The following is a 25229-nucleotide window of genomic DNA, read 5'->3' on the forward strand; positions in this document are numbered from 1 at the left end:
TAATGTGCCGTAGATGATGCTTAGTTTAAGCTTCTACCGGATACATTTTATTGCGCAGTTCTTTGATTTCATCACTTTCCAGATATTCGTCATAGCTCATTTGGCGATCAATGATGCCATTCGGCGTAATTTCGATAATCCGGTTAGCAATGGTTTGAATGAACTGATGGTCATGAGATGTAAACAGCATGGTGCCGTCAAAATCAATCATACCATTGTTCAGCGCTGTAATGGATTCGAGATCCAAGTGGTTCGTAGGCTCATCCAGAATCAATGCGTTCGCACCAGTCTGCATCATTTTCGCTAGCATACAGCGAACTTTCTCGCCCCCGGAGAGTACACTTGCCTTTTTCAAGGATTCCTCACCTGAGAACAACATACGTCCCAAGAATCCACGCAGATACGTTTCATCCTGATCTTTGGAATATTGACGGAGCCAATCCACAAGAGTCATGTCCACACCGTCAAAATATTTGGAGTTGTCTTTTGGGAAATAAGCTTGAGTTGTAGTTACACCCCAAGTGTATTCGCCGCTATCCAATTCCGTTTCACCCATAAGAATATCAAACAAGAGTGACTTGGCATTCCCATTCGGGCCAACAAATGCAATTTTATCCCCTTTGTTCACGACAAAGCTGATATCATTCAGCATGTTTACACCATCAATGGATTTGCTGATACGATCTACGGTCAACAATTGTTTACCGGCTTCACGCTCAGGTTTGAAGTTGATAAACGGATATTTACGGTTCGATGGACGAAGGTCATCCAGCGTGATTTTGTCGAGTTGTTTCTTCCGGGAAGTTGCCTGTTTCGATTTCGAGGCGTTCGCAGAGAAACGTTGGATAAAGGCTTGAAGCTCTTTAATCTTCTCTTCTTTTTTCTTGTTGGCATCACGTTGCAACGCAAGTGCCAATTGGCTGGATTCATACCAGAAGTCATAGTTACCTACGTACAACTGAATTTTACCAAAGTCGATATCCGCAATGTGCGTACATACTTTGTTCAGGAAGTGACGGTCATGGGATACCACAATAACAGTACCTTCATAGTCCATCAAGAAGTTCTCCAGCCATTGAATGGATTCGAGATCCAAGTGGTTGGTAGGCTCATCGAGCAACAGGTTGTTTGGACGACCAAACAATGCTTGTGCAAGCAGGACACGAACTTTTTCGTTACCACTTAGTTCATTCATTTTCTTATCGTGCATGTCACGGTCGATACCCAGACCGATCAGGAGTGCCGCTGCATCCGGCTCAGCATCCCAGCCATTGAGCTCCGCAAATTCACCTTCAAGCTCACCTGCACGCAGGCCGTCTTCTTCTGTGAAGTCCGCTTTGGCATACAGCGTATCTTTTTCTTTCATAATGGCATAGAGACGACTATGACCCATAATTACCGTTTCGAGAACCGGATACTCATCATATTCAAAGTGGTTTTGCTTCAAAACGGCCATACGTTCGCCCGGGGTGATGTGCACCTCTCCCGAGTTGGATTCAATTTCACCGGACAAAATTTTCAAGAATGTTGATTTACCGGCTCCATTGGCGCCGATGAGGCCGTAACAGTTTCCTGGTGTGAATTTGATATTTACATCTTCAAAAAGTGCACGTTTTCCGTAGCGGAGCGTGATGCCGCTTGTACTGATCATTAAGCATACCATCCTTTATTGGTTAATCTGCATACTGCATGAATAGCAAGTTGCGTAAATCATGGATTCAATATCCCGATGCCTATTCTGGCACCATATTATAACACAAAAAAGCGGCAAATTCGAAAATTGGCCGCTTTTTACTTATTAAAGATTTGGTAAATACACTGTTCATGCAGGCATATCCCTACATTAACATATTTGGCTCACTTTTGTTAGCCCTGTTTACCTTCCTCGTGGTGAATGCGGAGTGTTTCGCCATGACCAAGCACCCGAATCCGCTCTTTACCAATGCCTAAACGTTCACGTTCAACTTCCAGCCGATCCAGCGCTTCCTTGGGCGTATCATCCGCCAGCTTGAATGTGCCGTAATGCATTGGCACCATGAGCTGTGAGCCAGATTCAACAAACCCCTGCAGCGCTTCTTCGGGTGTCACATGCTGAGAAGTCATGAACCATTCCGGATCGTAGGCACCGATGGGCATCAGGGTAACCCCAATGTCAAAGCGTTCTCCAATTGTTTTGAAACCCTGAAAGTAACCTGTATCACCCACAAAATACAACACAGGCGGACCGCCTGATGTTTTGGATGTATCGTTCTTCCCTGATTCCGTGGATGATTCATGCTGATTGTTCGTTGTTGCAGCACTTTCCGCTGCTGAAGTCGTTGCCGGATGGTTCGATTCCAATACATAACCGCCCCAATGGGACGTATTGGTATCAAATAACGTTCGGCGCGTCCAGTGCTGTGCAGGGACAAAGGTTATTTTGACTCCGCCAAGAGTCATATGATCCCACCATTTCATCTCCTGGCATCGATGGAATCCTTTGCGAATCATCTTGCGTTTCAGTCCATCGGGTACGATGAGCAACGTCTTGGCTGTAATCAGCTTACGCAAGGAAGCCAGATGCAGATGATCATAGTGGGAATGGGATATCAGAATCACATCCAAAGGTGGAATATCCTGAATCGGAATGCCGGGGGCACCGAGCCTTCGTTGAAATCCCATTTTTTCGGCCCACACCGGGTCAGTCACGATGTTTAATCCATAATATTGAATGAAAAACGTGGAGTGACCAATCCAGGTAATACTTGTGTCATCCCGGTTGGCATGCAGATAATCCAGTTCAGGCGGGTGTTTGGGCACGGTGTAGGAGTAGTCCTTCACTTTATTCCGCCGCTGCTCCCTCCATTGTTTGAATTCCTTCAGCGTTTTGTCCGTACTTACATTATCGATATTGTTATAACGGATTTTCGGCATGAAAGGGCCCTCCTCCCTTCCTCATTTCTTAACAAGAGATTACCCCAAACTGGAATGGACGTACCAATCAATCCTTTGGGTTCTTATATACGGCCAGATATACAAACAGAAAGACAATAGCAGCCGCAATGATCAATGGAGGGGCGTACATAATGGTGAATGTCTCAAAAAAGCTCAATCCGGTTATACCGGGTATCCCCGTGACTCCCTCAGTAGATAGTGGATCAAGCAAGGGAGTCATGAGTAAGAACATGTTTGGGTGCATGAACAGACTCATCCTTTCTTTTTACCAGAATTACCGCGCACATAATTGGCATCAAACAGGAACAGCTTCATAATCAGCACAAGCGAAGGAATGAGCACGAGTAACCCCAGACTAAACGCTGTAATGAGCGCAATCCCCATCGTGCGATTCGTAAAGCCGTCGTAAATATTGATGTAAGGATACAGAATGTACGGAAGGTGGGATCGCCCGTAACCATACCAGGCAAAGGCAAACTGAAGCATGACAGCAACAAAACACCAACCTAGATATTTACTTTTCCACACCAGCGACACGGCAATGACAAAACAAATAAACGAAGCGATGAACATCCACGAAATATTCACCATCTGCTCAAAGTGTTCGGGATTCTGTTTGTTAATCTGCAGAAAAGCCAGAAAGCTTGCAAAAATGGTAGGCAAACTCCAGAGCAGCGCGTACTCTCGAAGCACCTCATATGCTGGCTCATCCCCCGCCCGTTTTGCATAATAAGATAGAAACATCGCCGAGATGTACAGCACACTAACCAGTGCAAGCAAAACAACCGACCAGGTATAGGGATTCGTCAAAAATTCACGCCAGCGAAAAAACACCTGATCGCCCACCTCTTCAATGATCCCGCCTTCGGATATCGCCAAAATGGTGGAAAATACAGCCGGAATCAACAATCCCGTCGCCCCGTACAATGCCATGTAGATCCGGCTGTTCTGCCCATGGTTGCCATAGGTATTGTAGGCGTAATACACACCCCGGATGGCAAGCAGTACAATGGCCAGGGAACCCGGAACCAGTAAAGCCGTCCCGTAATAAAAGGCGCTGTCCGGATAAAATCCGACCAGTCCAACCACAAAAAAGATCAAAAACACATTCGTCACTTCCCACACGGGAGACAGGTAGCGCTGAATGATGTTATGAATTTTGTTCTCATGCCCGGTCAAAATGCTATAAAAGCTGAAGAACCCGGCGCCAAAATCAATCGAAGCAACGATCAGGTAACCGAACAAAAACGTCCACAATATTGCGATGCCTGCAATTTCGAAACTCAATGCACGATCCCTCCTTCAAGCCCCAGAGACTCTAGTTCCTTCTCTGCTTCCTTGTTACGGAACAGCTTGCTGAGTACCCGAATGCACGAGAAACACAGGATCAGATACAGCAAGATGAACAACACTAACATCCATCCTACCGAAGTTGACGTCGTGGCTGCTTCCGCCACCTTCATATATCCGCGTAAGATCCAAGGCTGCCTGCCAACTTCAGCGAACATCCACCCCAGCTCGATGGCAATCATGGCCAGTGGCCCCAGCAAAACAATGCCGAGTAGCAGCCATTTGGGGTATGGCTTGCGCCCTGGTAACCACCGACGCAGTACATATAATACAGGAATCATAAGAATGATCACTCCGGTTGTGACTTTCAGGTCGAACATATAGTGAATAGACAATGGTGGCCTCAGATCCGCAGGATACTCTTCGAGACCTTTCACTTCCGTATCGGGACGATTACCTGCCAAAATGCTAAGCGCATAGGGAATCTCAATCGCATATTTCACCTCATTGTTTTCATCCAAAATCCCCCCATAGACGAGCGGTGCCTCTTTCATCGTCTTGAAATGCCATTCTGCGGCAGCCAGCTTCTCTGGCTGATATTTCGCCAGGAACTTACCGGAGGAATCGCCGATCATGACGGTACTGATAGCAAATACGAGAGCAGATACCGTCGTGAGTTTCAGTGCTTTTTTGTAATACACATGATCCCGTCCCCGAAGCAAACTGAAGGCGGCTATCCCCGCCAGGATACCTGCACTCAAGGTGTAGGATGAGGCGAGTACATGGGACACTTTGGTTGGCGTTGCCGGATTCAACATGGCAGCAATCGGATGAATGTCCTTCATAATGCCATTAATCAGGGTGAATCCCTGAGGCTGGTTCATGAAGGAGTTCACCGTTGTAATGAAGATCGCAGATGCAGATGAGCCGAGAGCTACCGGAATCAACAGCAGCATATGCGTATATTTCTTTTTGAAACGATCCCACGTATAGAGGTAAATCCCAAGAAAGATCGCCTCTACAAAAAAGGCAAACGTCTCCATGAACAGCGGCAGGGCGATTGCCTGACCCGCTACCCGCATAAACATCGGCCACAGCAGACTGAGCTGTAATCCGATCGAGGTGCCTGTAACGACACCAACAGCAACGGTTATGACAAAACCTCGTGCCCATCGGCGTGCCAGCAAGGTGTAATGCATATCATTGGTTCGGAGTCCTCGCCACTCGGCCAAGGCAATCATAAGTGGAACACCTACACCAATAGAGGCAAAAATAATGTGCACAAACAAGGTAAGGCCGGTTAGTATCCGGCTGAGCAGAACAGGATCCAGGGATGACATGGTTACACTCCTCTTTCACATAATCGTTATGTACGACAGCAGTTACACTGCATGAACATGTATCTCAATAACTCATGATTCGGATGATGCTCTTCACAACGGCATACAGCACAACCACAGCTGCAACCAGACAGACGATGATGAGTGTTTTCTCTTGTTTACGGAACATATACCTGCCGTCCTCCTTTTGCATGGGATGCAAATTATGGCTCTATAGACAGTTTGCAAAAGAAGTTGTTTTTTTATCCGGGGAAATTGAAAAACAAAAAAGGCCTTTCCCCTTATCACGCTCACACGTTGAAGGGAAAAGGCTCTATCCGTAGGTCTCGTACATAAACATTATTCATAAAAAAGTGAAATACATTTCTTCATCCATCAATAAATTCACACCAAGACGTCCTGTTTGGGCAGTCGAACCTTGAACGTACTTCCTTTGTCCGGTGCAGATATAAAAGTCAGCGTACCCTTGTGATCCTCTATAATTTTACGGGAAATGTACAACCCGATTCCTGTTCCACCAATCTGCCGATGATCCGAATTATCAACCCGATAGAATTTGTTGAACAGCATGTCCTTCTCTTGCTCCGCAATACCAATTCCGTAGTCACGCACATCAAGACATAACCATTCCTCTTCTTCCCATAACGTAACATCAATACGATCAGCTCCCGGAGAATACTTGACTGCATTGCCCACCAGATTATGCAGAACCTGAACCATCCTGTTCTGGTCAGCATAAGCAAAGAAGTCTCCATTAAACGTATGCACGTAGATCCGTTGGGCAGACTTCATATTCCACTGTTCGGCAACCCCTTCTACCAATTCAACCAGCGGTACATATGTCATGTGGTAAGTCATACCTTCGTTGTCGAGGCGCTGAATATCGAGTACATCATCGAGCAAACTGCTCAGCCGCTTGCCCTCCGAAGAGATGGTCTGCATGAATTCCCGCTGTTGAGCTGCCGGAAGGTCATACATCATCATTAATTCCACATATCCCATAATGGTGGCTACAGGCGTTCGAAGCTCATGAGATACCACACTGATGAGCTCATTTTTCATCCGATCCAGCCGTTCTTCTCCTGTCCGGTCACGGAACACCAGCAGAAACCCATGGTTTTTACCCGGGACATCCATCTGCTTCATGTACAAGGAAAATACACTTTTATCCACATTATTGAATATAAATTCGGTCTCGATAAACGCCGTTTCTCCATTCAGGAATGCTCTCGTCTGTTCCATCAGATTGAAGTTGTCCGTTAATACCATCGTATCAATCGCCTGCGCCAAATCTTCAATGGATCTGCCCATAAAATCACCCAAACCAAACATCTCTTCTATCCTTCGGTTGACGATGGTTATAGTCCCTGATCGATCAGACATCACGAGCCCTTCCCGTACGGATTCAATGAATTGCTCACTGATATCTCGCTGTTCCTGAATGGCAATCTTCTCATTGAACAACTCCGAGTTCAGCTTCTCCAGCGCAAGGGCATGACGTACACGATCTTCTTCTGCTCTGGTCCGCTCGGTAATATCCTTAATGAATAGATTATATAATGTCTCATTTTTGCCCAACTGGATCTCAACAATTTTGTACTCGATCGGAAATACGGAACCATCCCGTCGGATACCTGAAATTTCTTCAACAATGGTGTATCTTTTACCTTCAACATATTCAAATCGCTCCAGCAAATTCTTGATCTCACTGCAGCTGGCCCCTTGAAAAAGAGATGGTGCTTCCTTGTGCAGGATCACTTCTTCCCGAAGCAATCCAAACATTCTTTCGGCCTCCGGATTAAACTCAACGATGATTCCATTCGAGTCTACAGCGATAATCGCATCTATTGACGATTCAATAATTGCACGTTTGACTTCTTCACTATTCTTGAGTTCCTTGGTCCGCTCTATGACCCTGTCCTCCAGAGTTAACTTATCGTGACGAATCTGTTCGAATTGTTCCAGCAGTACATCAGCCATTTTACGCAAATTACCAATAAGAATCTGTACTTCAGTTACATGGCTCGTTGGCCACTCCATCTTCCCATTTCGAAACAGCAACCTCGGAAGAGAACCTGTCATTCTGGTTAGTCTTAAGAGTGGACTAACGACCTTACTGCTCAGAGGAGCCGCTACAATCATGGAAGCCACGATGATGAGGAACAGGTATTGCAATGTGGTAAGATAGATCGATTCTATTCGAGGATAATACTTGGTTGAGCTGGTCTCAATGAATACCCGATAAGGTGTTACAGCTGTCATCTCCGCTTCATAGATGAAAGATGCCTGTTTCCAGTGATTCAATACAGCACTGTAATGGATATTTGCGGAACTTAACAGAAAGAGGTTCTCCGTTGATTTCAGAAGACGGAATCTGTCCATGTCCAGGTAATCGCCTGCTTGAAGTGTATTCAATCCAGAAGCGACGACTGTATCATTCCGATCCAGCAGAATCACATTCACACCCAGTAGATGATGATAACGCGCCATATTCTGATCCATATTCTCGGAGGTTACATACTCTTCATCAATGTCCTGAACAACCGCAGTCGCTGCATATTTCATATCACGTAATATGGCATCATTCATTTGACCCAATTGTCTGCGGCTATCTGCGGATAACAGTACCAGAGAAACAAATACCACAAAGGCGACTACGTATTTAAACGCAATTCTTGTTAGTGGAATGGTTCCCATGCGTTTTGATTTGTGTTCACCCGTGGTGATCCAAAAATCAACTACAATTCCCGCAATCAGCGCATTCACCATACCAATCACAGCAACATACATATACTCATACTTCATATCGTCTATATTTAAACCCAACATAAAATGCCCGGCATAGATAACAGGAAGTAACATCACTACCCAAAAGACAGCATTAGCCTTGATTAAGCTGCCATTCTTCCAACGGATCTGCCAAACGAGCATCCAGATTAATTCCATGAAGTGGGCAAGCATGACAGTTAAATTGTGCGGCACAAAGCCGACAACGGTGGTATTTAACAGATAGATGACTGTAAGGGTGACAAAACCATAGATGGCCCCATGCAAACGAAGAGCGATGAGTGCTGCTGCGCTGCCAACCATAAACTGCACGCCATAGAATAAGGTAAGTGGAAAAATAGTACTTAGTGAGCCAAGAATGATCAGTATGCTGGTTCCAAACCAGGGTATCCTTAGCTTCAGCACGACCCACTCCAGCAGCTGTTTTGCCTTTATAAGATCCATAAGCAATTGCCCTCATGGATCATTTTTTCTTCTGTTTTCAACAACAACGTTGGTTCCCCCTATAAACTTAAGCGGATACAATCTTACTTTTTTCCCCTCAAATCGTTCTGATCCATTATACTGTAATTAGTACTTGGTGTAGCTTTGGGAAATTTTGATTGATCGGCAACCAAACTGCATTCATGCTAGAATATTGAAGTTCATTTCAAAAACTTATTTTTTTCTCTACATATACATCCTATATTTTGGGATAGAAACATTAAAAAATTTGCGGCATTTATTCGCAATTCACCTTGTTTTTTTAGCATTTTCTTAACATATTATTTTCACCAGGAGTGTGACCCTATGACTATCAAAGTACTTCTTATAGAAGATGAGAAAAATCTGGCCGACATGATTGCTTTCTTTCTTGAGGAGGAAGGATACATCACTGAACGGGTTCATCATGCCCGCGAGGCACTTCAACTGTTTCCACAATTCCAGCCGGATATTGTTGTAACGGATCTCATGCTTCCTGAAATGGATGGAAATGATCTCGTAGAAGCCTTTCGCCAGCACTCCACTGTGCCCATTCTGATGATCTCGGCAAGCACCATGCTGAATGATCGACTTCGCGCATTGCATAATGGTGCGGATGACTTTCTGTGCAAACCATTTAGTTTGAAAGAGTTGGATGCCCGGATTAAAGCACTGCTGCGAAGATCAATCATTTCCTATAAGGATAAACCGGTAAAAGAAGACAAGCAGGCAGAGGTTACTGGACATGTGAATGTGAATGAGTACAGAAGAACTCTCTTTGTGGATGGTGTTGAAATCGAGGTCACTCATATTGAGTTTGAGATTATGAAGGAATTGTACCGCAATCCGGGTAAAGTGTTTACACGCAATGAACTGATGGATCGCATCAAAGGCTCCGAACGCGCCTATCTGGATCGTACCATTGATGTTCACATCTCAAGTCTGCGTAAAAAAATAGAGCCTGACCCCAAGAACCCACGTTATATTAAGACGGTTTGGGGAACAGGCTATAAATATGTGATCTAATAGGACCGTAACGCTTGAAGTTAAAAACCCTCTGCCATATCCCTCTTTTATCTCATGGATAAGATGGGCGGTATGGCTATTTCTGATTTATGGACAGACGACAAATGTAACCAATTTTCTATATCCTTGATTAGTTGATCCGGCTCATGCTCATTCCAGAGAATCATCTTCATCTCACCTGTACCTGTAATCTGTTGAAGGTGACGCTTCCGAATAAGGGATTTGAAATCCGTAATGACCAGTAACGGAAGTTGTGGCATAAAAGCCCGAATGGCATTTGCTGCTGACACCGCTTCTTCGGCAACCTGATAATCAACAATACAGTAACGGGCGTTTTCCCAACTTCCACGATGTGTTTCTATCGCAGAACCAGATGCTGAGTCCTCAAACCAGTTCCTGAACAATTGAATAATATTCTCATATGTAATACGACGTTTTCCATCCGAGAGCACGGTAATGGGTTCCATAGGTATAACCTCCAGTTGATTCTTATCTTTATTGTGCCAATTTTCGTTTAAAAATGTTTGTGCGTGAACATGAAAGAAGTGTTAACAAATTTCGTACTTCTTCACATTAAGTGTTAGACAATTCCCCTTCACTTCTGTATGATTTCGCAGATTCCTCACATTGATGTAAAATAGAGAAATACCCGTGTGATTTAATTTACGGGAAGTTATAGATGAATCTGGTACTATAGGAGGTTACATTGATGAATATTGTTTCCATTGAACCAACACCGAGTCCAAATACGATGATGTTACATCTCGATGAACGTCTGGAGGACGGAATTCGCAAAACATATACACTGGACAACGAACGATCTGCTCCGGCGTTCATTCGCCAGATGCTTCATATTCCCGGTGTAAAGAGTGTGTTCCACACAACAGACTTTGTAGCACTTGATCGTAAAGGGAATGCCGACTGGTCCGTTATCTTGGGTGAAGTCCAAAATCGCCTTGGACAGCAAGGTATCGATCTGGACTGGATAGAATCTGAAGATGGTTCAGGCGAGCACTTCGGAGAAGCACAGGTATTTGTACAATTCTTCCGAGGCGTACCGATGCAAATTAGGGTCAAGGCCGGGGTCAAGGAAGAACGAATCTCGTTGTCAGATCGTTTTGTCAAAGCCGTAACAGAAGTCGCCAGTGCGACGATGATCAAAGAACGCAAACTGAGTGATTACGGTGTTCGATATGGTGAATTGCCTGATATTGCACGTGAAGTCGAGCAGGAATTGGAAGCCGCTTACCCGCCGGAACGATTGGAGCAGGTCATCAAACAGGCCATTGAACATGGTACCAAATCCGAAGAGTTCGTCGAGCGCCGCCGTGAATTGGATGGAGCCGAACTTGAAGAGGCTCTGCGAAACGAGGACTGGAATGTTCGCTATGCGGCATTTGACGGCATGGAGCCTACGACAGAAAGACTGCCTCTCGTAGCCCATGCCTTGCATGACAACAAAATGCAGATTCGCCGCTTGGCTGTCGTATACCTGGGTGACATTCGTACACCGGAAGCGATGGAATTGCTGTATGAAGCGCTTCAGGACAGTTCTCCTGCGGTACGCCGGACTGCCGGGGATACCTTGTCTGATATCGGTGACCCTGCCGCAACCCCAGCCATGACAGCCACTTTATCCGATAAAAGTAAACTTGTACGCTGGCGTGCAGCACGTTTTCTCTATGAGGTCGGAACTGAAGAAGCAGAGCAAGCGTTGAGAGTGGCAGCCGATGATCCTGAATTTGAAGTCAGCCTGCAGGCCAAGATGGCTCTGGAGCGGATCGAATCGGGCGAACAGGCCGCTGGAACGGTATGGCAGCAGATGGCTGGTCGTAACAAAAAAGAGGAATAGTCGTCTCGCAGACCTCACATCCAACAATTGTTATTGCACTGGAAAACCATGCGCGTTATACTGATTGTCTGTTTACTAAACAGGACACACGGTATTAAGTTGTGTTGTTCATAATTTCATAGACAATAGATACACCTCATCCATTGATGGTGAGGTAGAGGTCGCGGGTGCGATCAGTATGCTGATGGAGGCGCTAAGGAGCCGCTTATGAGATCAGCCGAAAGGTGTACCCGCCGAAGCTTGCTGGACGTTCCTTATACGGTCCGGTGAGCTGGGGCTGCTGTCGAAAGGCGCAGAACTGTCACGGAAGCACATTTCCTTTATATAAAGGTATGAATTCTTCTGTGTTGAGCTATCTTAATCATCTGGACATGGTGCGGACATTGAAATATTAAAGACCGCAGGCTGATGCCTGTGGTCTTTTTGTTTATGAATTCAAGTATCGCAAACATCAGTATATCGAATGAAGGAGTGTTTCCATGCAAGACCGCAGTAACCCAACAACAACAACAACAACAACAACTGGACCTTCCCTGAAAAAAGGATTACGCGCACGCCATATGACGATGATCGCCCTCGGTGGCTCGATTGGTACCGGGCTGTTTCTCGCAAGTGGTACCGCCATCTCAACCGCAGGCCCTGGTGGAGCATTAATTGCCTATGTGGCCGTTGGCATCATGGTTTATTTCCTAATGACCAGCCTTGGTGAGCTTGCTACCTTTATGCCGGACTCCGGTTCATTTAATACGTATGCCGCACGTTTTGTCGATCCTGCTCTCGGGTTCGCCATGGGCTGGAACTTCTGGTACAACTGGGCGGTAACTATTGCAGCAGAGCTTGCTGCCGCTACTGTACTCATTAAATACTGGTTCCCTGACAGTTCGTCCATGTTATGGAGCTTATTATTCCTCGTGCTGATCTTTTCCTTGAACGTGTTGTCCGTTAAAGGCTATGGAGAGTCCGAGTACTGGTTCGCCATTATCAAAGTCGCTACTGTTATCATCTTCCTGGCCGTTGGTGTGCTCATGATCTTTGGTATTATGGGCGGAGAAGCGGTTGGTTTCAGTAACTTCACCATCGGTGATGCGCCCATCCATGGCGGATTCTTCGCCGTGTTAGGCGTATTCATGGCTGCGGGATTTTCATTCCAAGGTACCGAGCTTATCGGGGTAGCCGCCGGTGAAAGTGAAAACCCGCGCGAAAATGTACCTCGTGCAATTCGTCAGGTATTTTGGCGCATTCTGATTTTTTACATTTTGGCGATTACCGTAATCAGTTTGATCATCCCGTATACGCATCCGAATCTGCTCAAAGGTGATCTGGAAAATATCGGTGTCAGCCCGTTCACACTGGTGTTTGAGAAAGCTGGACTCGCCATTGCAGCTTCCGTGATGAATGCCGTTATTCTGACTTCTGTACTCTCTGCCGGTAACTCAGGCATGTACGCTTCAAGTCGGGTTCTCTATGCCCTTGCCCGTGACGGTAAAGCCCCTCGTTTCCTGGGCAAGCTGAACAAAAAAGGCATTCCAATGAATGCACTTTTGCTTACAACAGCCGTTGGTATGTTAGCATTCCTTGCCTCCCTGTTCGGCGATGGGATTGTGTACACCTGGTTGCTGAATGCATCCGGTATGTGTGGTTTCATCACTTGGCTAGGTATCGCTATCAGTCATTATCGCTTCCGTCGTGCATACGTTGCACAAGGCAGGGATCTGAGCGATTTGCCTTACCGTGCACGCTGGTTCCCGTTTGGGCCCATCTTTGCTTTTGTCCTGTGTATCATCGTGATCATCGGACAGAATTATCAGGCATTCACGGGTGATCAGATCGACTGGAGTGGAGCCATCGTTGCCTACCTGAGCGTACCCCTGTTCCTGGTGTTGTGGCTTGGTTACAAATGGATCAAAAAGACCAAAGTGGTGCCGCTGCAGGAATGTGATTTCACACCTACTGATTCACCAAGTGACAAGCACTAACGAAGAATCACGCTATTTCTGTCCTCTACGTTCTCATGTAAATGGTTAGTTCAACTTATACAACGATACAATCTGACACCATATAATAAAACCTCCCCGTGGCGTTGCAGTCTTCCTACTGTAGCGAAAAGGGGAGGTTTTGTGTTGGATCGGCTCCCCCTTTGAACATTTCTGTACGTCCTTTCGTCCCTGTCCATATTTTGTATAGATCCGTAAGTAGAATAGAGAAGGGTATACTATTTTTCTTGGACAACGGGAGTTGATGTATAATGAAAAAATTCTCTATTCTGCTCGTTCTACTGGGCATCCTGATCATCAGCTTTCCTTTCCTGCGGGAAACGTATTATGACTGGCAGCAAACCCGTGTCATGAACGATCTGGAGCAGTTGCAAAATGGCTTGTCTAAACTTAATCACTCCTTTGAACAAGGCATACAGGATGCAGCTTCTGCCGAGCCAACTACTGACAATACAGGTACAGTGCAAGAGGACTCCTCGGATACGTTGGGGGTGCTATCGATTGACAAGATTGATGTCCGCTTACCCATTCTGGAGGGTGCAACGGAGGACAACATGAAGGTAGCTGCAACCCATCTTGTCGAAACCACTAGGATCGGGAACAATGGTAATGCTGCCATAGCCGCTCATCGTGCCCACAAAAAAGGACGACTGTTCAATCGTCTGGGAGAACTCCAGATTGGCGATTCAATGGAAGTCACCCTGGCAGATCGAACAATTATCCAGTACAAGGTAGATCATATATCCGTTGTGGAGCCAACTGACTTATCTGTGCTGGAGGATCCCGGGCTTGGACAGGTCCTTACCTTGATTACCTGTGATCCACTCGTCAATCCAACACATCGCCTAATTGTAAGAGCTATTGCAGTGAATCCGAATGTTACGGAGACCTGATCCTCCCTAAATATCACCAAAAAATACCCTCTAGCATATTCACACGTCGACGCTAAGTCTTCGTAGTGATTGCTAGAGGGTATTTCTATCTACACAAGATGAATCTTAGATACTGCGTTTTTCGATCTAGCGTTGAAGCTGTTGTCTGCGGCGGAAGTACATGAATCCCGCGCTACCTAGCGCTATCAGCATCATACCCACAGCAGTGTAAGCCAATGTGCTCTCTTCACCTGTTTGTGGCAGCATTCCCTGAGATCCAAGATTTCCGTTTGGCTGTGATGCAGAATTTCCATTGCCCTGTGATCCATCTGTATCCGTTCCAGCAGGAGGTGCAAGTGCACCATCCCCATCCGGTGCATCAGTATCCCCAACTGGAGGTGCAGTGTCGTCACCGTTGAAAACGCCTGGTGTCGTTGGGACTACCCCGGAATCTTCATCTGTCGGACTTTGGGTTCCTCCCCCAGACTCTGTAGGTTCAGTAACAACAGTGCCTGGGATAGACGTTCCTGGTGTTTCCGGTTCCGGTGTTGTTGGTTTATCCGGATCTGGCGGCGTTACCCCCGTATTAGGTGTTCCCGGATTATAAGGTCCACTAGACCCACCACCCGATACCGGGATAGCCTGATTTGTTTTTTCCACAACTACGGCTTCGGTTTGTATGTTCGTAATTTCAAATGGTACTGGTGTTGTTTCCAACATGTATCCGTTGGGCGCTTTTATTTCAACCAACTGATATTTATTGATATCCAAGTCTTCAAGTACAATTTCACCTTGTTGATTGGTTGTCAATGTAGCTTCATCCAGACCTGTTACCTTGCGGAACTCCCAATTCCCATTTGCATCCATTAATGCAGTTTGGGCCCGTAATTCAAACACAGCTCCTTGCAGGTGCTGTGTTCTACCCGCATTGGTTTTAATCAATTTCACGGAACGATCATTTTTTTTATTTTCTATGGTCAATTGGGTTTCCGGGCTGATAATAGATACAAGGGTCTCCGGCTGTTCAATAACAAAGCCTTCTGCCTTGGTCTCTACCAATGTATATGGACCATAGTCCAAACCGTCGAATTCAATGACCCCATTGAGGTCGGTTACTTTTGTATCGATGACAATGTTGGAACGATCACGCAATTCGAATTCAATTCCGCTTAATACGGACTGATCCTTGGCATTTACTTTGGTAACGACAAGTGTACCACCCGTCCCCATTGCATTAGACTTCGTCAATGTAATAATCTCCGTCTGATTCTCTACAATCGTGAACGGAATTGGTGTAGCATCCAACTGATAAAACTCGGGTGCCACGACTTCTACCAATTCATAATCTCCTGGTAACAGTCCCCCTTTGGCGATCTTTCCATCTTCCCCTGTCGTTAACTCATCGATTTTCTCTCGCGTAGCGCCGTCCTTGGCGTACAATTCGAAAGTTGCACCGTTAAGTGTCTTGGAGGAGTCCACCGCATCTACCTTGATTAATTCAAAGCCTTGGCGAATCTTTTTATTTTCAATTTCAAAAGTGATATCCGCATCCTTAAATTCAATCGTTTTACCTGAGGCAGAGCCATATTCAGGATCAACCAAGTACCCTGCCGGTGCAGATAATTCTTTTAACTTATAAGGTACACCGTTGGTTAGATTGTTTAATCGATAGTTTCTGGAGCTTTCAACCACACCATTCTCGTCCGTTGGTTTCAATGTTTCCAGAAGCGTAGTTCCAGACGCATTATAGATTGCAAATATTGCACCCTCCAGCGGAACTCCTGTATCACTGACTTTGTGAATTCTGATTTTGCCCAGACCTGTAGAGGCTCCTCCACCTGCTCCAGCCAAGGAAACTTTGATTCCCGACTGATTACCTTCTCCGATTACCGAGGAAGATTGGCCTGCAAATTCAACCTTATTCTCAATTCGGGCGCCATGATCGGCATTAATATAAGACTGATATTCCAAAATGAATGCAGTATGGATATCTTTCTTGAAGGTGAAGGTAAATGTATTGCCCTCCACGTCCAATTCATAATCAGCCGGATCAACAAGTCCAGCTTTGGTAGATACATTGCCTGAATTGTTGGCAGGTAAATTGGTTGCATATAATTTCAATGAATCAGCCAATAAAATCTGGTTCTCTGACATGGTATCTGTTAATTGATTACCCGCAGGAATGAAAGATTGACTTGGATTGATATTTACCGTCCATGATGCTTTATCCGTTGTACCTTCTTGCTTTCCTGTTTTGTGCACGTATACACCACCGTTGGCAGGTGTAACACTAGCTGATCTATTAAATCGTATTGCACCACCCTCACCATCCGTCAGAACAGCCTGGTTGGCATAAGCGCCTACGACAGAATATGGTCCATCCAGACTTGTTTGGTACTGAATGCGATAAGCCATTTTGCCCATGTTACCCAGATCCAAGACAAAACCTTTACCGTCCGGGTTCAGTTGGAATTGATCAGGTGTGAGTGGTACCTCGCTACCTACAGCAGTAACATTATTAGCTCCCTGTAACTCTAACTCATGAACTTTCAATGAACCGTCTACGAAAGATTGGTCTCCAGTGTAGGCATCCTTAAGGATTGCATCCTGAATATCAAACAAATTGTAGTTTACATCGATTGTCCAGGTGATCTTTTTATCTTTGGCGCTATATTCACCCTTTTTGTTACCATTTTGAATCGTGTAGTCCTGCGGTTTGACCGCAGCAGATTTTGTAATCGTAGTCTGTTTTACATCAGACTCTTCCCAATCGATCTTGGCCGAGTTGCGATATTCATCATTCGTTGGCATACCCGCTGTGGGATCGAAGCTTGTCTTATAAGTAATAACATGCTCCGTACTGAGCGTTACGCCGTCCTTCAAGCGAAGTGAGAATCCTTTTTCATACGTTGGATCAGCCGGGTCTGGAGTCAGTTCAAAGTCGTCCTTGTTAACACCACTCACTTGAAGACTACCCGGAATCAGTTTCATATGTCTGCCTTCGTAATTATCGGTGATGACGATATCCGTCATGTCCTGCAAATCATGATTCAAAACCATCTGCCATTCAATTTCTTTTGTGTTGAAGTTTTCACTTTTTACACTCTTTGCAAAAATGACTTCCTGAATGTCTCTTCGGCCTGTTTTGGAAGTACCATCATACATGTTCACTGTGTTCGTAATGGTGTCGTTTGTATAAACACGATGAATGGATTGTGTATCATATTCAATCTCATAGGCCTTTGTAATATCGTTCTTAAAATGTAATCTGAAGCCATCATCGAACCCTGTACCGATCGCTTCGAGTGTGTATTCATTTGGATTGATCAGTGTTCTGTTCGAAGCCGCTCCACTTGCATTAATGTCCACTTGATACACTTTGACGGAATTGTTGATCAGTTGCTGTTTTGCCGTATCAAAGCGGTCTTCAATCCATGCATTCGTTTGCATGATTTCTTGCTGATTGTAGTTATATTGCACTTTCCATGTGATCGTCTGCGTCACCGGATCATACGTACTATCTTGCCCTGACTTGTTCAAAGGCTCATTAAAACTCACACGAACTCGACCAATATCTGTTTCGTTGTGCTCGCTCTGATCTGTTGTAAGCGCAACCTGATTTTGATACTCCACGTTGGTGAACGGAGCAGTGGTTGGTGCTTTAACACTTGTCGTATAGGTTACACGATAGGCCTTATCTGTATCTCCCAATTGAATTGGAAACTCTGATTCTGTGCGAACCCCTGGACCTTCTTTAACAGATCCATTCAATTGCACTTCCAATTCGCGAATTTCGATATTGCCCTTGAGCTCTAGCTCTGCCGGGAACGTGTCTGCAAGAACAGCATTTTTCATAGCCTTCTCGCCTTGGTTAAAATCTACGGTCCATTTAATTTCATCCGAGTTGAAGTTGTTTTTGTTTGCTGTTCCCGATTTCTTTAACTTATCTATGGCTGTGTTGGCAAAATGCACATCAATGATGCCCTGCCCTACGGAACTAAAGTCTATCTGTTGTTTCAAACCATCTTCCATCTTGCTCTCATCGAACTTAATCCACACGTAGAAGTTGCCTTCCAGTTTTGCATGCTCGATCAGTTCATTAAAGGTAAAGATGATTGTGCCATCTGGATTCACCACATACTCCCCTACACCGCCATCCAGATTACCCTTAAGCTGTGATCCGATGATGAATTTATCGGGCAAGTTAAAGGTGAACGTAGAGCCATCGCTGTAGTTGTGGTTGTCATCTGCAAGTCCCCATGCAAAGACTACAGCCACCTCATCCTGAATGCGTGGTCGAATATCCTCGATTTTATCTCCTTTGACTTCAATCGTGCCATTCCCGTTGTCTTCTGGTGCCTGATTGTACATCTGCACACTGGTAATCAATTGATCTGTAATTACCGGACCTGCAGCTGCCACTGCTAAACTGCTCTGGTTGAGGTTTCCCTCCCCCTCTTCTTCCGGAGTGGCAGCAACGTCAACGTTGTTGACCTCTTCCGAACCTGCCAAACCTTCTTCTGACGCTGTATCGCTGATTGCACTGGCTGGCAAATTAGTTAATTCATCCTGAGCATGCATTGTTGGTGTAAATATCCAACCCTGCATCATTTGCGTGACCAGTAACAGAGCAATGATCACTATGCTCACTTTTTTCCTCATTGTTTGCATATCCTCCTCGTACGTAGTGTTGGCATACGCCGAAGATTAGAATAGCAAAGCGACATATACAAAAAATAGACAACCCTAAATTGAACACAAAAAAGGATACTCCTCAATCGAAGCATCCTGTTCAAACGGTTGTTATAGTGTCCAGTTAATTTTGACGCGCAGATCCGTAGTACCTTCCATTTTGGACACATAATAAGATATCGATTCCATGCCAAGCTGGTACAAATCCTGCAAATCTTCAATCAGTCCAGCCTCCGTACCCTTGTACCTGAATGTCAGCGAGGTTCCGCCTTCCTTCAGCTTACTCTGAACTTTGGTCTTCAGCGCAGCATGGCCTTTAACAGCATCCTGTTCATCATACAGGGAATAGTCGAGAGCATGGTACAGCTTCTGATAGGCTGCCTTTTTGCTATCTCCAGCCTTCACCAGCTTCAGTAAAGCTTCCCGATACGGGGCTGGCGCAGCGGGGTACTTGCTTTTGCCTGTCCAGATATGGTCACGCGCCATCTCATCATCACTCAGCATATAATAACTGTGGCTCACCTTACCTTTGCGGTCAGGGGTAGGATCATCCCAGGTTGTGTCCATATGGTACCACTTGCCGTCCAGGTTCACGATATTCCAGGCATGAAGCTGCCCGCCCGCTGTACCTTCCACAATCCGGTTATCGATACCTACTCGCTCCAGCATCCGATATGCCAGCAGTGAATATCCCTGACAGACGGTACTGCCTGTAACAAGCCCGTCATAAGCCGTATATTTCTTCAGAGAGGTATCGTAGGAAAGGTTAAGCACAATCCAGTCATGAATGACCTTGACCTTCTCATGATCCGTCATGCCGGGTTTGATGATTTCTTTCAACACGTTTGTGACTTTACGATTCACATAATCGGTCTGCTCCTTGGTCTCCCGATAGGAGAGCGTCACATGCACCTCGGCCGACACATTGGAGCCTTTATAATTGAATGCATAACTTTTAACGGTATATTGGATATAAGGGTCACTCTTCATTGCCTCATCGATGGAGGTTTGTAATTGTTTTTTGAGGCCTTTCACATTGCCTTTGTATGTAAAAACAAGTTCCTCCGTTCGCTGTGACATTGCGGTAAGCAAGGTCTGACGCAAATCTGTTGCCGTGGATATATCTGATGTCCCTGATGCAGCATACAGTTGATCCAGATCAACCGTACGTGGTAACGCTACAGCAATCAGACAGCCTGCCAGCAGTATGGTGATAATTCGTTTCCCGTTCTTACCCATGAAAGGAACCCACCCTTCTTTGCAAAGTTCTCACGCCCTATTGTATCACAAAAGGCTCTGTCGTCATTCTTCTAGTTTTGTCAAAGCAAATCAAAAGAGACCTTCTATGGAAGGTCCCTTTGATCTTCAGTTCAATCAATCACGATAACCCGTTATTTTCATCCTATGATTCGCTTGGGCATGATATGTGTGATTCCTCGTCTAATACAGGCGATTACCACTCATAAACGTATCTGTTTTACCTTGAAGCTTCGCCAGCCGTTCCAATACCTGTGACGCTTCAGCTACCGTCACTTTTCGTGCAGGCATGAATCGTCCTTCAATCGAAGGAAGCAATCCCAGCTTCAGACTCAGGGAAACCGCTCCCTTACTTGTAATGGCACTGGCATCCGCAATGTTGGGAAGATCCGATGGCAACGTATAGAATCCGGCCAGCTTCTCATAGCGTAAAATACGTACAAGCAGCACTGCCAATTCTTCACGTGTCATCTCTTCCTGCGGATTCAAATTCTGTTCAGGGTCCGCTCCGGCAAGCCAGCGCTGATCGATTAATGCCCGAACTGCCTTATAATACGGGCTGTCAGGTGTCACATCAGCGTATAACTTGTCATCTCCGTCCCCACTGTAGTACAGATCCATATTTGGATTAATCGCTCTTGCCAGATAGTTAAACCAATCTCCTCGGGTGATCACACGATCCGGGAATACGCGTCCCTGCTCATCAGCAAGCAATACGCCATGCTGTGTCATATTGCGTAGAGCTGCTTCGGCGACATGACCGGAAATATCCGTAGGATCCGCCTTGGTTGCAGAGCTTGTATCCCCGTATAACAACATCCATTTTCCTGTGTTAGCATCCAGCACTTCATAGTTGCCATAGATCGAATTTTCATCTCGTGTAGGCATATAAGCTAGGTTAACTCCCACCGGGATGACTTCACCGCTGTTCATACCCCATCCACCGTAACGAGAGTACGCCAGAACCAGCTTGAACTCTTTCAGATAGATTGCCTTTGCCTCTTCGTAACTAATGGCTGGCTCTTTCTCTGCTGGCAGTTGTTCAGGCGTTGCGGCAATACGTGTATAGAATTCGTTAATCGTTCCGTTGTTCAGCACCTGTACTTGTGCCGTATCATCCTTAACCGGAATTCCGTTCAGATAACGCTGGAACATAAAGGTACGCGCATCATCTACCTCAATAACGTTAGATAGGCGGAACTGTTCCGTTGCATCTGGAACTAGCGCAATGACCGTGTCCATCGCCAGTTTCTCAGCCTGCTTTCGGGTTACCCCTTTGCCTGCCTTCTCTTCAGTTGTCTTCTCCTGCTCCATCTGTGGTCCCATTCGTTGCATCATCGTATAACTGTAGATCTGTCCAGTAACTGCATCTACCTGTGCTGAGATATCCCGCATGAACATATAGGACATATTGGCACTTCGATCGCTCCAGCTCAGACTCCATACCTGATTGTTCGGGCTTGCATATAATCCCTTGCTTAACTGGCTGTGCTCCAGCTTGTAACCCTTGGGAATATCAAAGTTCGTAGCCACCCGATTGGCGGCCTGCTGTACATTTAACCTCGTACCATTGGCTGGGACAAAAGGCGTTACATCGCCTTTCAGCTTCGTATCCTGCTGCAAAGAGTCTTCATCTACAGCTTTACCGGTTAATGTATTAATCCGTTCCAACGTATTGGCTTCAATCGGAACGATACTGATAGTCTTTGGTGTGTAGCCAAGATAATACTGCTGACCTTGTTTGGAAGACAGACGATCTTTGGAGATATAGGCCAGCTCCACATCAAACTGTTCTTCAAACTGCTGTCTCGCCTTCTCTTCCGAAGCTGCCGGTTTCGATGAAGGATACTTAGCTGAGGTAGTACCTCGTGAGTAACCTGTCACCAAACCACTTTCATCCACATTTATGTAGACTGTCTCTGCGTCAGATAATAACCCGTCATGCTTCAACTGGTAACCGTATCGATACTCTGTTCTGCCGAATAATGACTGTTGTTCAATAGAAGAATACAGATCTCCAAGCGGAGCATACTCTGTATCTTTCAGACCTGGAATCGCTTGGTACAACAGGTTCACGGCCTTCTCTTCGGCTTCAGCTTTGGTTAGCTTAACATCCGATGCCGTGACATATTTATCCATGACATCCGACGGCAAATGTACACTTAACACTTCCCCTGTGCCTGCATGTACGGTTGCATTGAATCCTGACGTATGATTGCCTTGCGTAATCTGGAATCCGATCTCCCATGCCTTGTAGTCTGGCGGTGGATAAGAATTAGGTGAATCGAATCGTGCAGATGAGATCGTTGCTTTCTTTAACAAAGGAAATAGCTTCAGTATATTTTCACTGGCTTGCCTGGATGAGATTTTCGCTCCCTCGGGCACGTCATTGCTCGTTGCGTCTAGTTGTTCATTTTCCCCCGTTGTCGCTTCAGTCAACTGTTCTGCTTGCGCGGCTGATGCACTGCCTGCAAAACCTGGTGTTTGCGAAGCAAGTAACAGTGTTGCCATCGCTGCCGTTGCAGCTTTGGCTGTGAACATTTTGAAACGTACATTAAACTTCCAATTCAAACTCAAATCTGGACCTCTCCCTTCAATTTCATACAAAGATGCATAGCAAATAACCTCGCATGAATATTGCCAGTCTATCCTATGATACCATAAGCTTCCTTTTTAATGCTCATTTTCGGGGCAATTTTACAAATGTGAATTTCTGCATATTGTTCATAACAGCAAAAAAACGCCAACGACGTTGGCGTTCTCTCTGTTAGCCTGCACTCTTATGTAGGCCTGATTTTACCTGGTTTAACTGCTCGCAATAGTGGAATCGTTCGACTTTGACCGACCTTGGACATGAACTTGCAAGAATGGAATAACGGTATCCCAGAAGGCGGGGTCTTCCTCGGAACAACTGTGTCCTCCGCTGTTGACCCATAGATGTTCTACAGGTGGATCAGCTTTGGACATAAAATATTCAAGCTCACTCGGGGGAATAAAGTTGTCGCCCTTGGAGTGCACCATAAGCATTGGCAGTTGCACTCCCCTGCGCCGTTCATTGAGCATCATCACCGGTTCACGCTGACGATAGGATTTCAGAGATTCACCAAGCCGCCAGAACCAGATTCTCGGAATTAACTGGGCCAGTGGAAACAAGGGCAGACGCCGGCGTCTCAGCTCTGAACTGACGATTACCTCAAATTGCGAAGGCATCGAGTCCGTAATCACTGCTGATACAGGAATCCCCTCCGTCACTGCAAGAATCGTACCCAGTCCCCCCAAAGAATGTCCAAGTACTCCGATGGCATCCGGATCGATCTCCGGTCGTGCGGTCGTATACTGCAATGCCGCCAGCAAATCATCCCTGAACAAATAGGCAGATGCAGCACGAACCGGATCACTGGCCCCGTGGCTGCGAACATCATACATAAACAGGGCATATCCTGCTTCCCAGATCGGCCGTGCATAACGAAGAACACGGGAGCGATTGGAGCCCCAGCCATGGGCAATAATAACGAGCGGCCATGGCTTCGGAATGTCCGCTCTGGCCGGTATGAACCAGCCATGCACGCGACCACCCCCACTGTCAAAGGTCACATCCTCAAATGGCATTGGGGGTGTTAGTGTGATTGGAATCTTCTTAGGTGTCTGGCTCTTTACCGCTGCCTTCCATAATCCACCTGCCGTTACTGCGGCCACGGCGAGCATGCCGCCTATCATTGTTTTAGCTTTCACAGGGCATCTCTCCTCTCCGAATTCTGGCATACATCCATCATAAAACAATAGAGTGAACGGCACGTTAAACGACATGGGTTTTTATGATAAAGATTGATCCAACAACTAATTTAAAGGAACCATCATATATATACCCAAATATACATATCCTTCATCTGACGTTAAAATTTTAGGCTTTAGCTGCTTCCACAAATCTTCTTGCACATGCTGCAAGCTGCTCATGATCTCCTGCTACAAGAGCTTCTCGTGGTAAAAGTGCACTTCCCAGACCCACTGCAGCAGCGCCTGCTGCATAATAATCAGCAATATTCTCCAGTGTGGCACCACCTGTTGCCAGCAGTGGTATATGATTCAGTGGAGCTTTGATCTCCCGCAGATACGGTATGCCCAGACTCGCCATCGGAAACAGCTTTACAACTCGTGCTCCCGCTTCATGGGCAGCGACAATCTCCGTAGGTGTCATGGCTCCAGGCCAGATCTCGACACCATGTTCTACAGCATATTCAATCACAGACAGATCGACATTGGGAGACACCAGAAATTGTGCTCCTGCAGCAACTGCTTCCTTCGCCATCTGCACATTCAGTACCGTACCCGCTCCAACAAAAGCCTTTCCTTCATGCCGCCCACGCCAGTCTGCAATAATATCATGTGCTCCAGGTGTGTTCAGTGTGACTTCCATCAGTCGGATTCCACCACCTGTCATACCTTGTCCAGCTGTTACTGCCGCTTCACGGCTTATACCGCGTACAATCGCGACCAGCCTCGACTCCAATAGAACTTCTGTCAGATTCATATCCAGTTCCCCTTGCTTCATCAATTCGTCAGCCGAAGACATATAATCATGTTTACCGCTTTTCCGTTATTCATTATTGTAAAGCATATCCTCTCCTAGATGAAATACATTAATCCATTTTTCAATGTGAATGCGTCTGTCACCAACTCTATGATGTACTTTTATCACAATGCAAAAAACCTCTCCATGGAACAT

The 25229-nt window shown here is 45.8% G+C and carries 16 protein-coding genes and 1 riboswitch; of the genes, 4 read left to right on the forward strand and 12 right to left on the reverse strand.

Annotated elements, in window-relative coordinates:
- Positions 1 to 25: 25 nt before the first annotated feature.
- The 6 genes from MKY92_RS25795 to MKY92_RS25820 all read right to left on the reverse strand — a co-directional run bounded on the left by MKY92_RS25795 (position 26) and on the right by MKY92_RS25820 (position 8795).
- The gene (locus MKY92_RS25795) at positions 26 to 1651 is read right to left on the reverse strand and encodes an ATP-binding cassette domain-containing protein (protein ID WP_062836460.1); all 1626 of its coding nucleotides are present in this window, start codon (positions 1649 to 1651) and stop codon (positions 26 to 28) included.
- A gap of 215 nt (positions 1652 to 1866) precedes the next feature.
- On the reverse strand, positions 1867 to 2913 hold the full coding sequence (locus tag MKY92_RS25800) for an MBL fold metallo-hydrolase (RefSeq protein ID WP_339298128.1): 1047 nt from the start codon (positions 2911 to 2913) through the stop codon (positions 1867 to 1869).
- Positions 2914 to 2980: 67 nt separating this feature from the next.
- The gene (locus tag MKY92_RS25805) at positions 2981 to 3154 is read right to left on the reverse strand and encodes a hypothetical protein (protein WP_157116253.1); all 174 of its coding nucleotides are present in this window, start codon (positions 3152 to 3154) and stop codon (positions 2981 to 2983) included.
- Positions 3155 to 3186: 32 nt separating this feature from the next.
- Positions 3187 to 4221, reverse strand: a complete 1035-nt coding sequence (locus MKY92_RS25810; RefSeq protein ID WP_036668011.1) for a cytochrome d ubiquinol oxidase subunit II — start codon at positions 4219 to 4221, stop codon at positions 3187 to 3189.
- Positions 4218 to 5564: a cytochrome ubiquinol oxidase subunit I gene (locus MKY92_RS25815; protein ID WP_339298129.1), complete on the reverse strand. Its 1347-nt coding sequence runs from the start codon at positions 5562 to 5564 to the stop codon at positions 4218 to 4220. Before MKY92_RS25815 ends, MKY92_RS25810 begins: the two co-directional genes overlap by 4 nt.
- 384 nt (positions 5565 to 5948) lie before the next feature.
- Positions 5949 to 8795: an ATP-binding protein gene (locus MKY92_RS25820; RefSeq protein ID WP_339298130.1), complete on the reverse strand. Its 2847-nt coding sequence runs from the start codon at positions 8793 to 8795 to the stop codon at positions 5949 to 5951.
- 345 nt (positions 8796 to 9140) lie between these two features.
- On the opposite strand from MKY92_RS25820, the gene MKY92_RS25825 reads away from it, so the two are divergent.
- On the forward strand, positions 9141 to 9839 hold the full coding sequence (locus tag MKY92_RS25825) for a response regulator transcription factor (RefSeq protein ID WP_036668013.1): 699 nt from the start codon (positions 9141 to 9143) through the stop codon (positions 9837 to 9839).
- A 47-nt stretch (positions 9840 to 9886) separates the two neighbouring features.
- Here the strand turns inward: MKY92_RS25825 and MKY92_RS25830 are convergent, their stop codons facing one another.
- On the reverse strand, positions 9887 to 10306 hold the full coding sequence (locus MKY92_RS25830) for a hypothetical protein (protein WP_339298131.1): 420 nt from the start codon (positions 10304 to 10306) through the stop codon (positions 9887 to 9889).
- A gap of 242 nt (positions 10307 to 10548) precedes the next feature.
- Here MKY92_RS25830 and MKY92_RS25835 point away from each other — a divergent pair, with 242 nt between their 5' ends.
- The 3 genes from MKY92_RS25835 (at position 10549) to MKY92_RS25845 (ending at position 14578) form a co-directional block, all read left to right on the forward strand.
- Positions 10549 to 11691 (forward strand): virulence factor, encoded by a 1143-nt coding sequence (locus MKY92_RS25835; RefSeq protein ID WP_339298132.1) that lies wholly within the window; start codon positions 10549 to 10551, stop codon positions 11689 to 11691.
- Between the two features lie 147 nt (positions 11692 to 11838).
- Positions 11839 to 12054, forward strand: a riboswitch (Lysine riboswitch).
- Positions 12055 to 12170: 116 nt separating this feature from the next.
- The gene (locus tag MKY92_RS25840) at positions 12171 to 13667 is read left to right on the forward strand and encodes an amino acid permease (RefSeq protein ID WP_339298133.1); all 1497 of its coding nucleotides are present in this window, start codon (positions 12171 to 12173) and stop codon (positions 13665 to 13667) included.
- Positions 13668 to 13936: 269 nt separating this feature from the next.
- Positions 13937 to 14578, forward strand: coding sequence for a class D sortase (locus tag MKY92_RS25845; protein WP_339298134.1), 642 nt, complete (start codon positions 13937 to 13939; stop codon positions 14576 to 14578).
- A 126-nt stretch (positions 14579 to 14704) separates the two neighbouring features.
- Here MKY92_RS25845 and MKY92_RS25850 read toward each other — a convergent pair whose 3' ends face one another.
- The 5 genes from MKY92_RS25850 to MKY92_RS25870 form a co-directional block, all read right to left on the reverse strand.
- Complete coding sequence (locus MKY92_RS25850; protein ID WP_339298135.1) at positions 14705 to 19219, reverse strand: collagen binding domain-containing protein; 4515 nt, start codon at positions 19217 to 19219, stop codon at positions 14705 to 14707.
- Positions 19220 to 19360: 141 nt separating this feature from the next.
- Positions 19361 to 20488, reverse strand: a complete 1128-nt coding sequence (locus MKY92_RS25855; protein ID WP_339298136.1) for a transglutaminase domain-containing protein — start codon at positions 20486 to 20488, stop codon at positions 19361 to 19363.
- A 201-nt stretch (positions 20489 to 20689) separates the two neighbouring features.
- Entirely contained in the window at positions 20690 to 23083 is a 2394-nt protein-coding gene (locus MKY92_RS25860) for a YcdB/YcdC domain-containing protein (protein WP_339298137.1), read from the reverse strand.
- A gap of 228 nt (positions 23084 to 23311) precedes the next feature.
- On the reverse strand, positions 23312 to 24238 hold the full coding sequence (locus MKY92_RS25865) for an alpha/beta fold hydrolase (protein ID WP_339298138.1): 927 nt from the start codon (positions 24236 to 24238) through the stop codon (positions 23312 to 23314).
- A 169-nt stretch (positions 24239 to 24407) separates the two neighbouring features.
- Positions 24408 to 25034, reverse strand: a complete 627-nt coding sequence (locus MKY92_RS25870) for a bifunctional 4-hydroxy-2-oxoglutarate aldolase/2-dehydro-3-deoxy-phosphogluconate aldolase (protein ID WP_339301910.1) — start codon at positions 25032 to 25034, stop codon at positions 24408 to 24410.
- Positions 25035 to 25229 lie beyond the last annotated feature (195 nt).

It is taken from the genome of Paenibacillus sp. FSL R5-0623 (genome assembly GCF_037974265.1).
Classification (GTDB): Bacteria; Bacillota; Bacilli; order Paenibacillales; family Paenibacillaceae; genus Paenibacillus.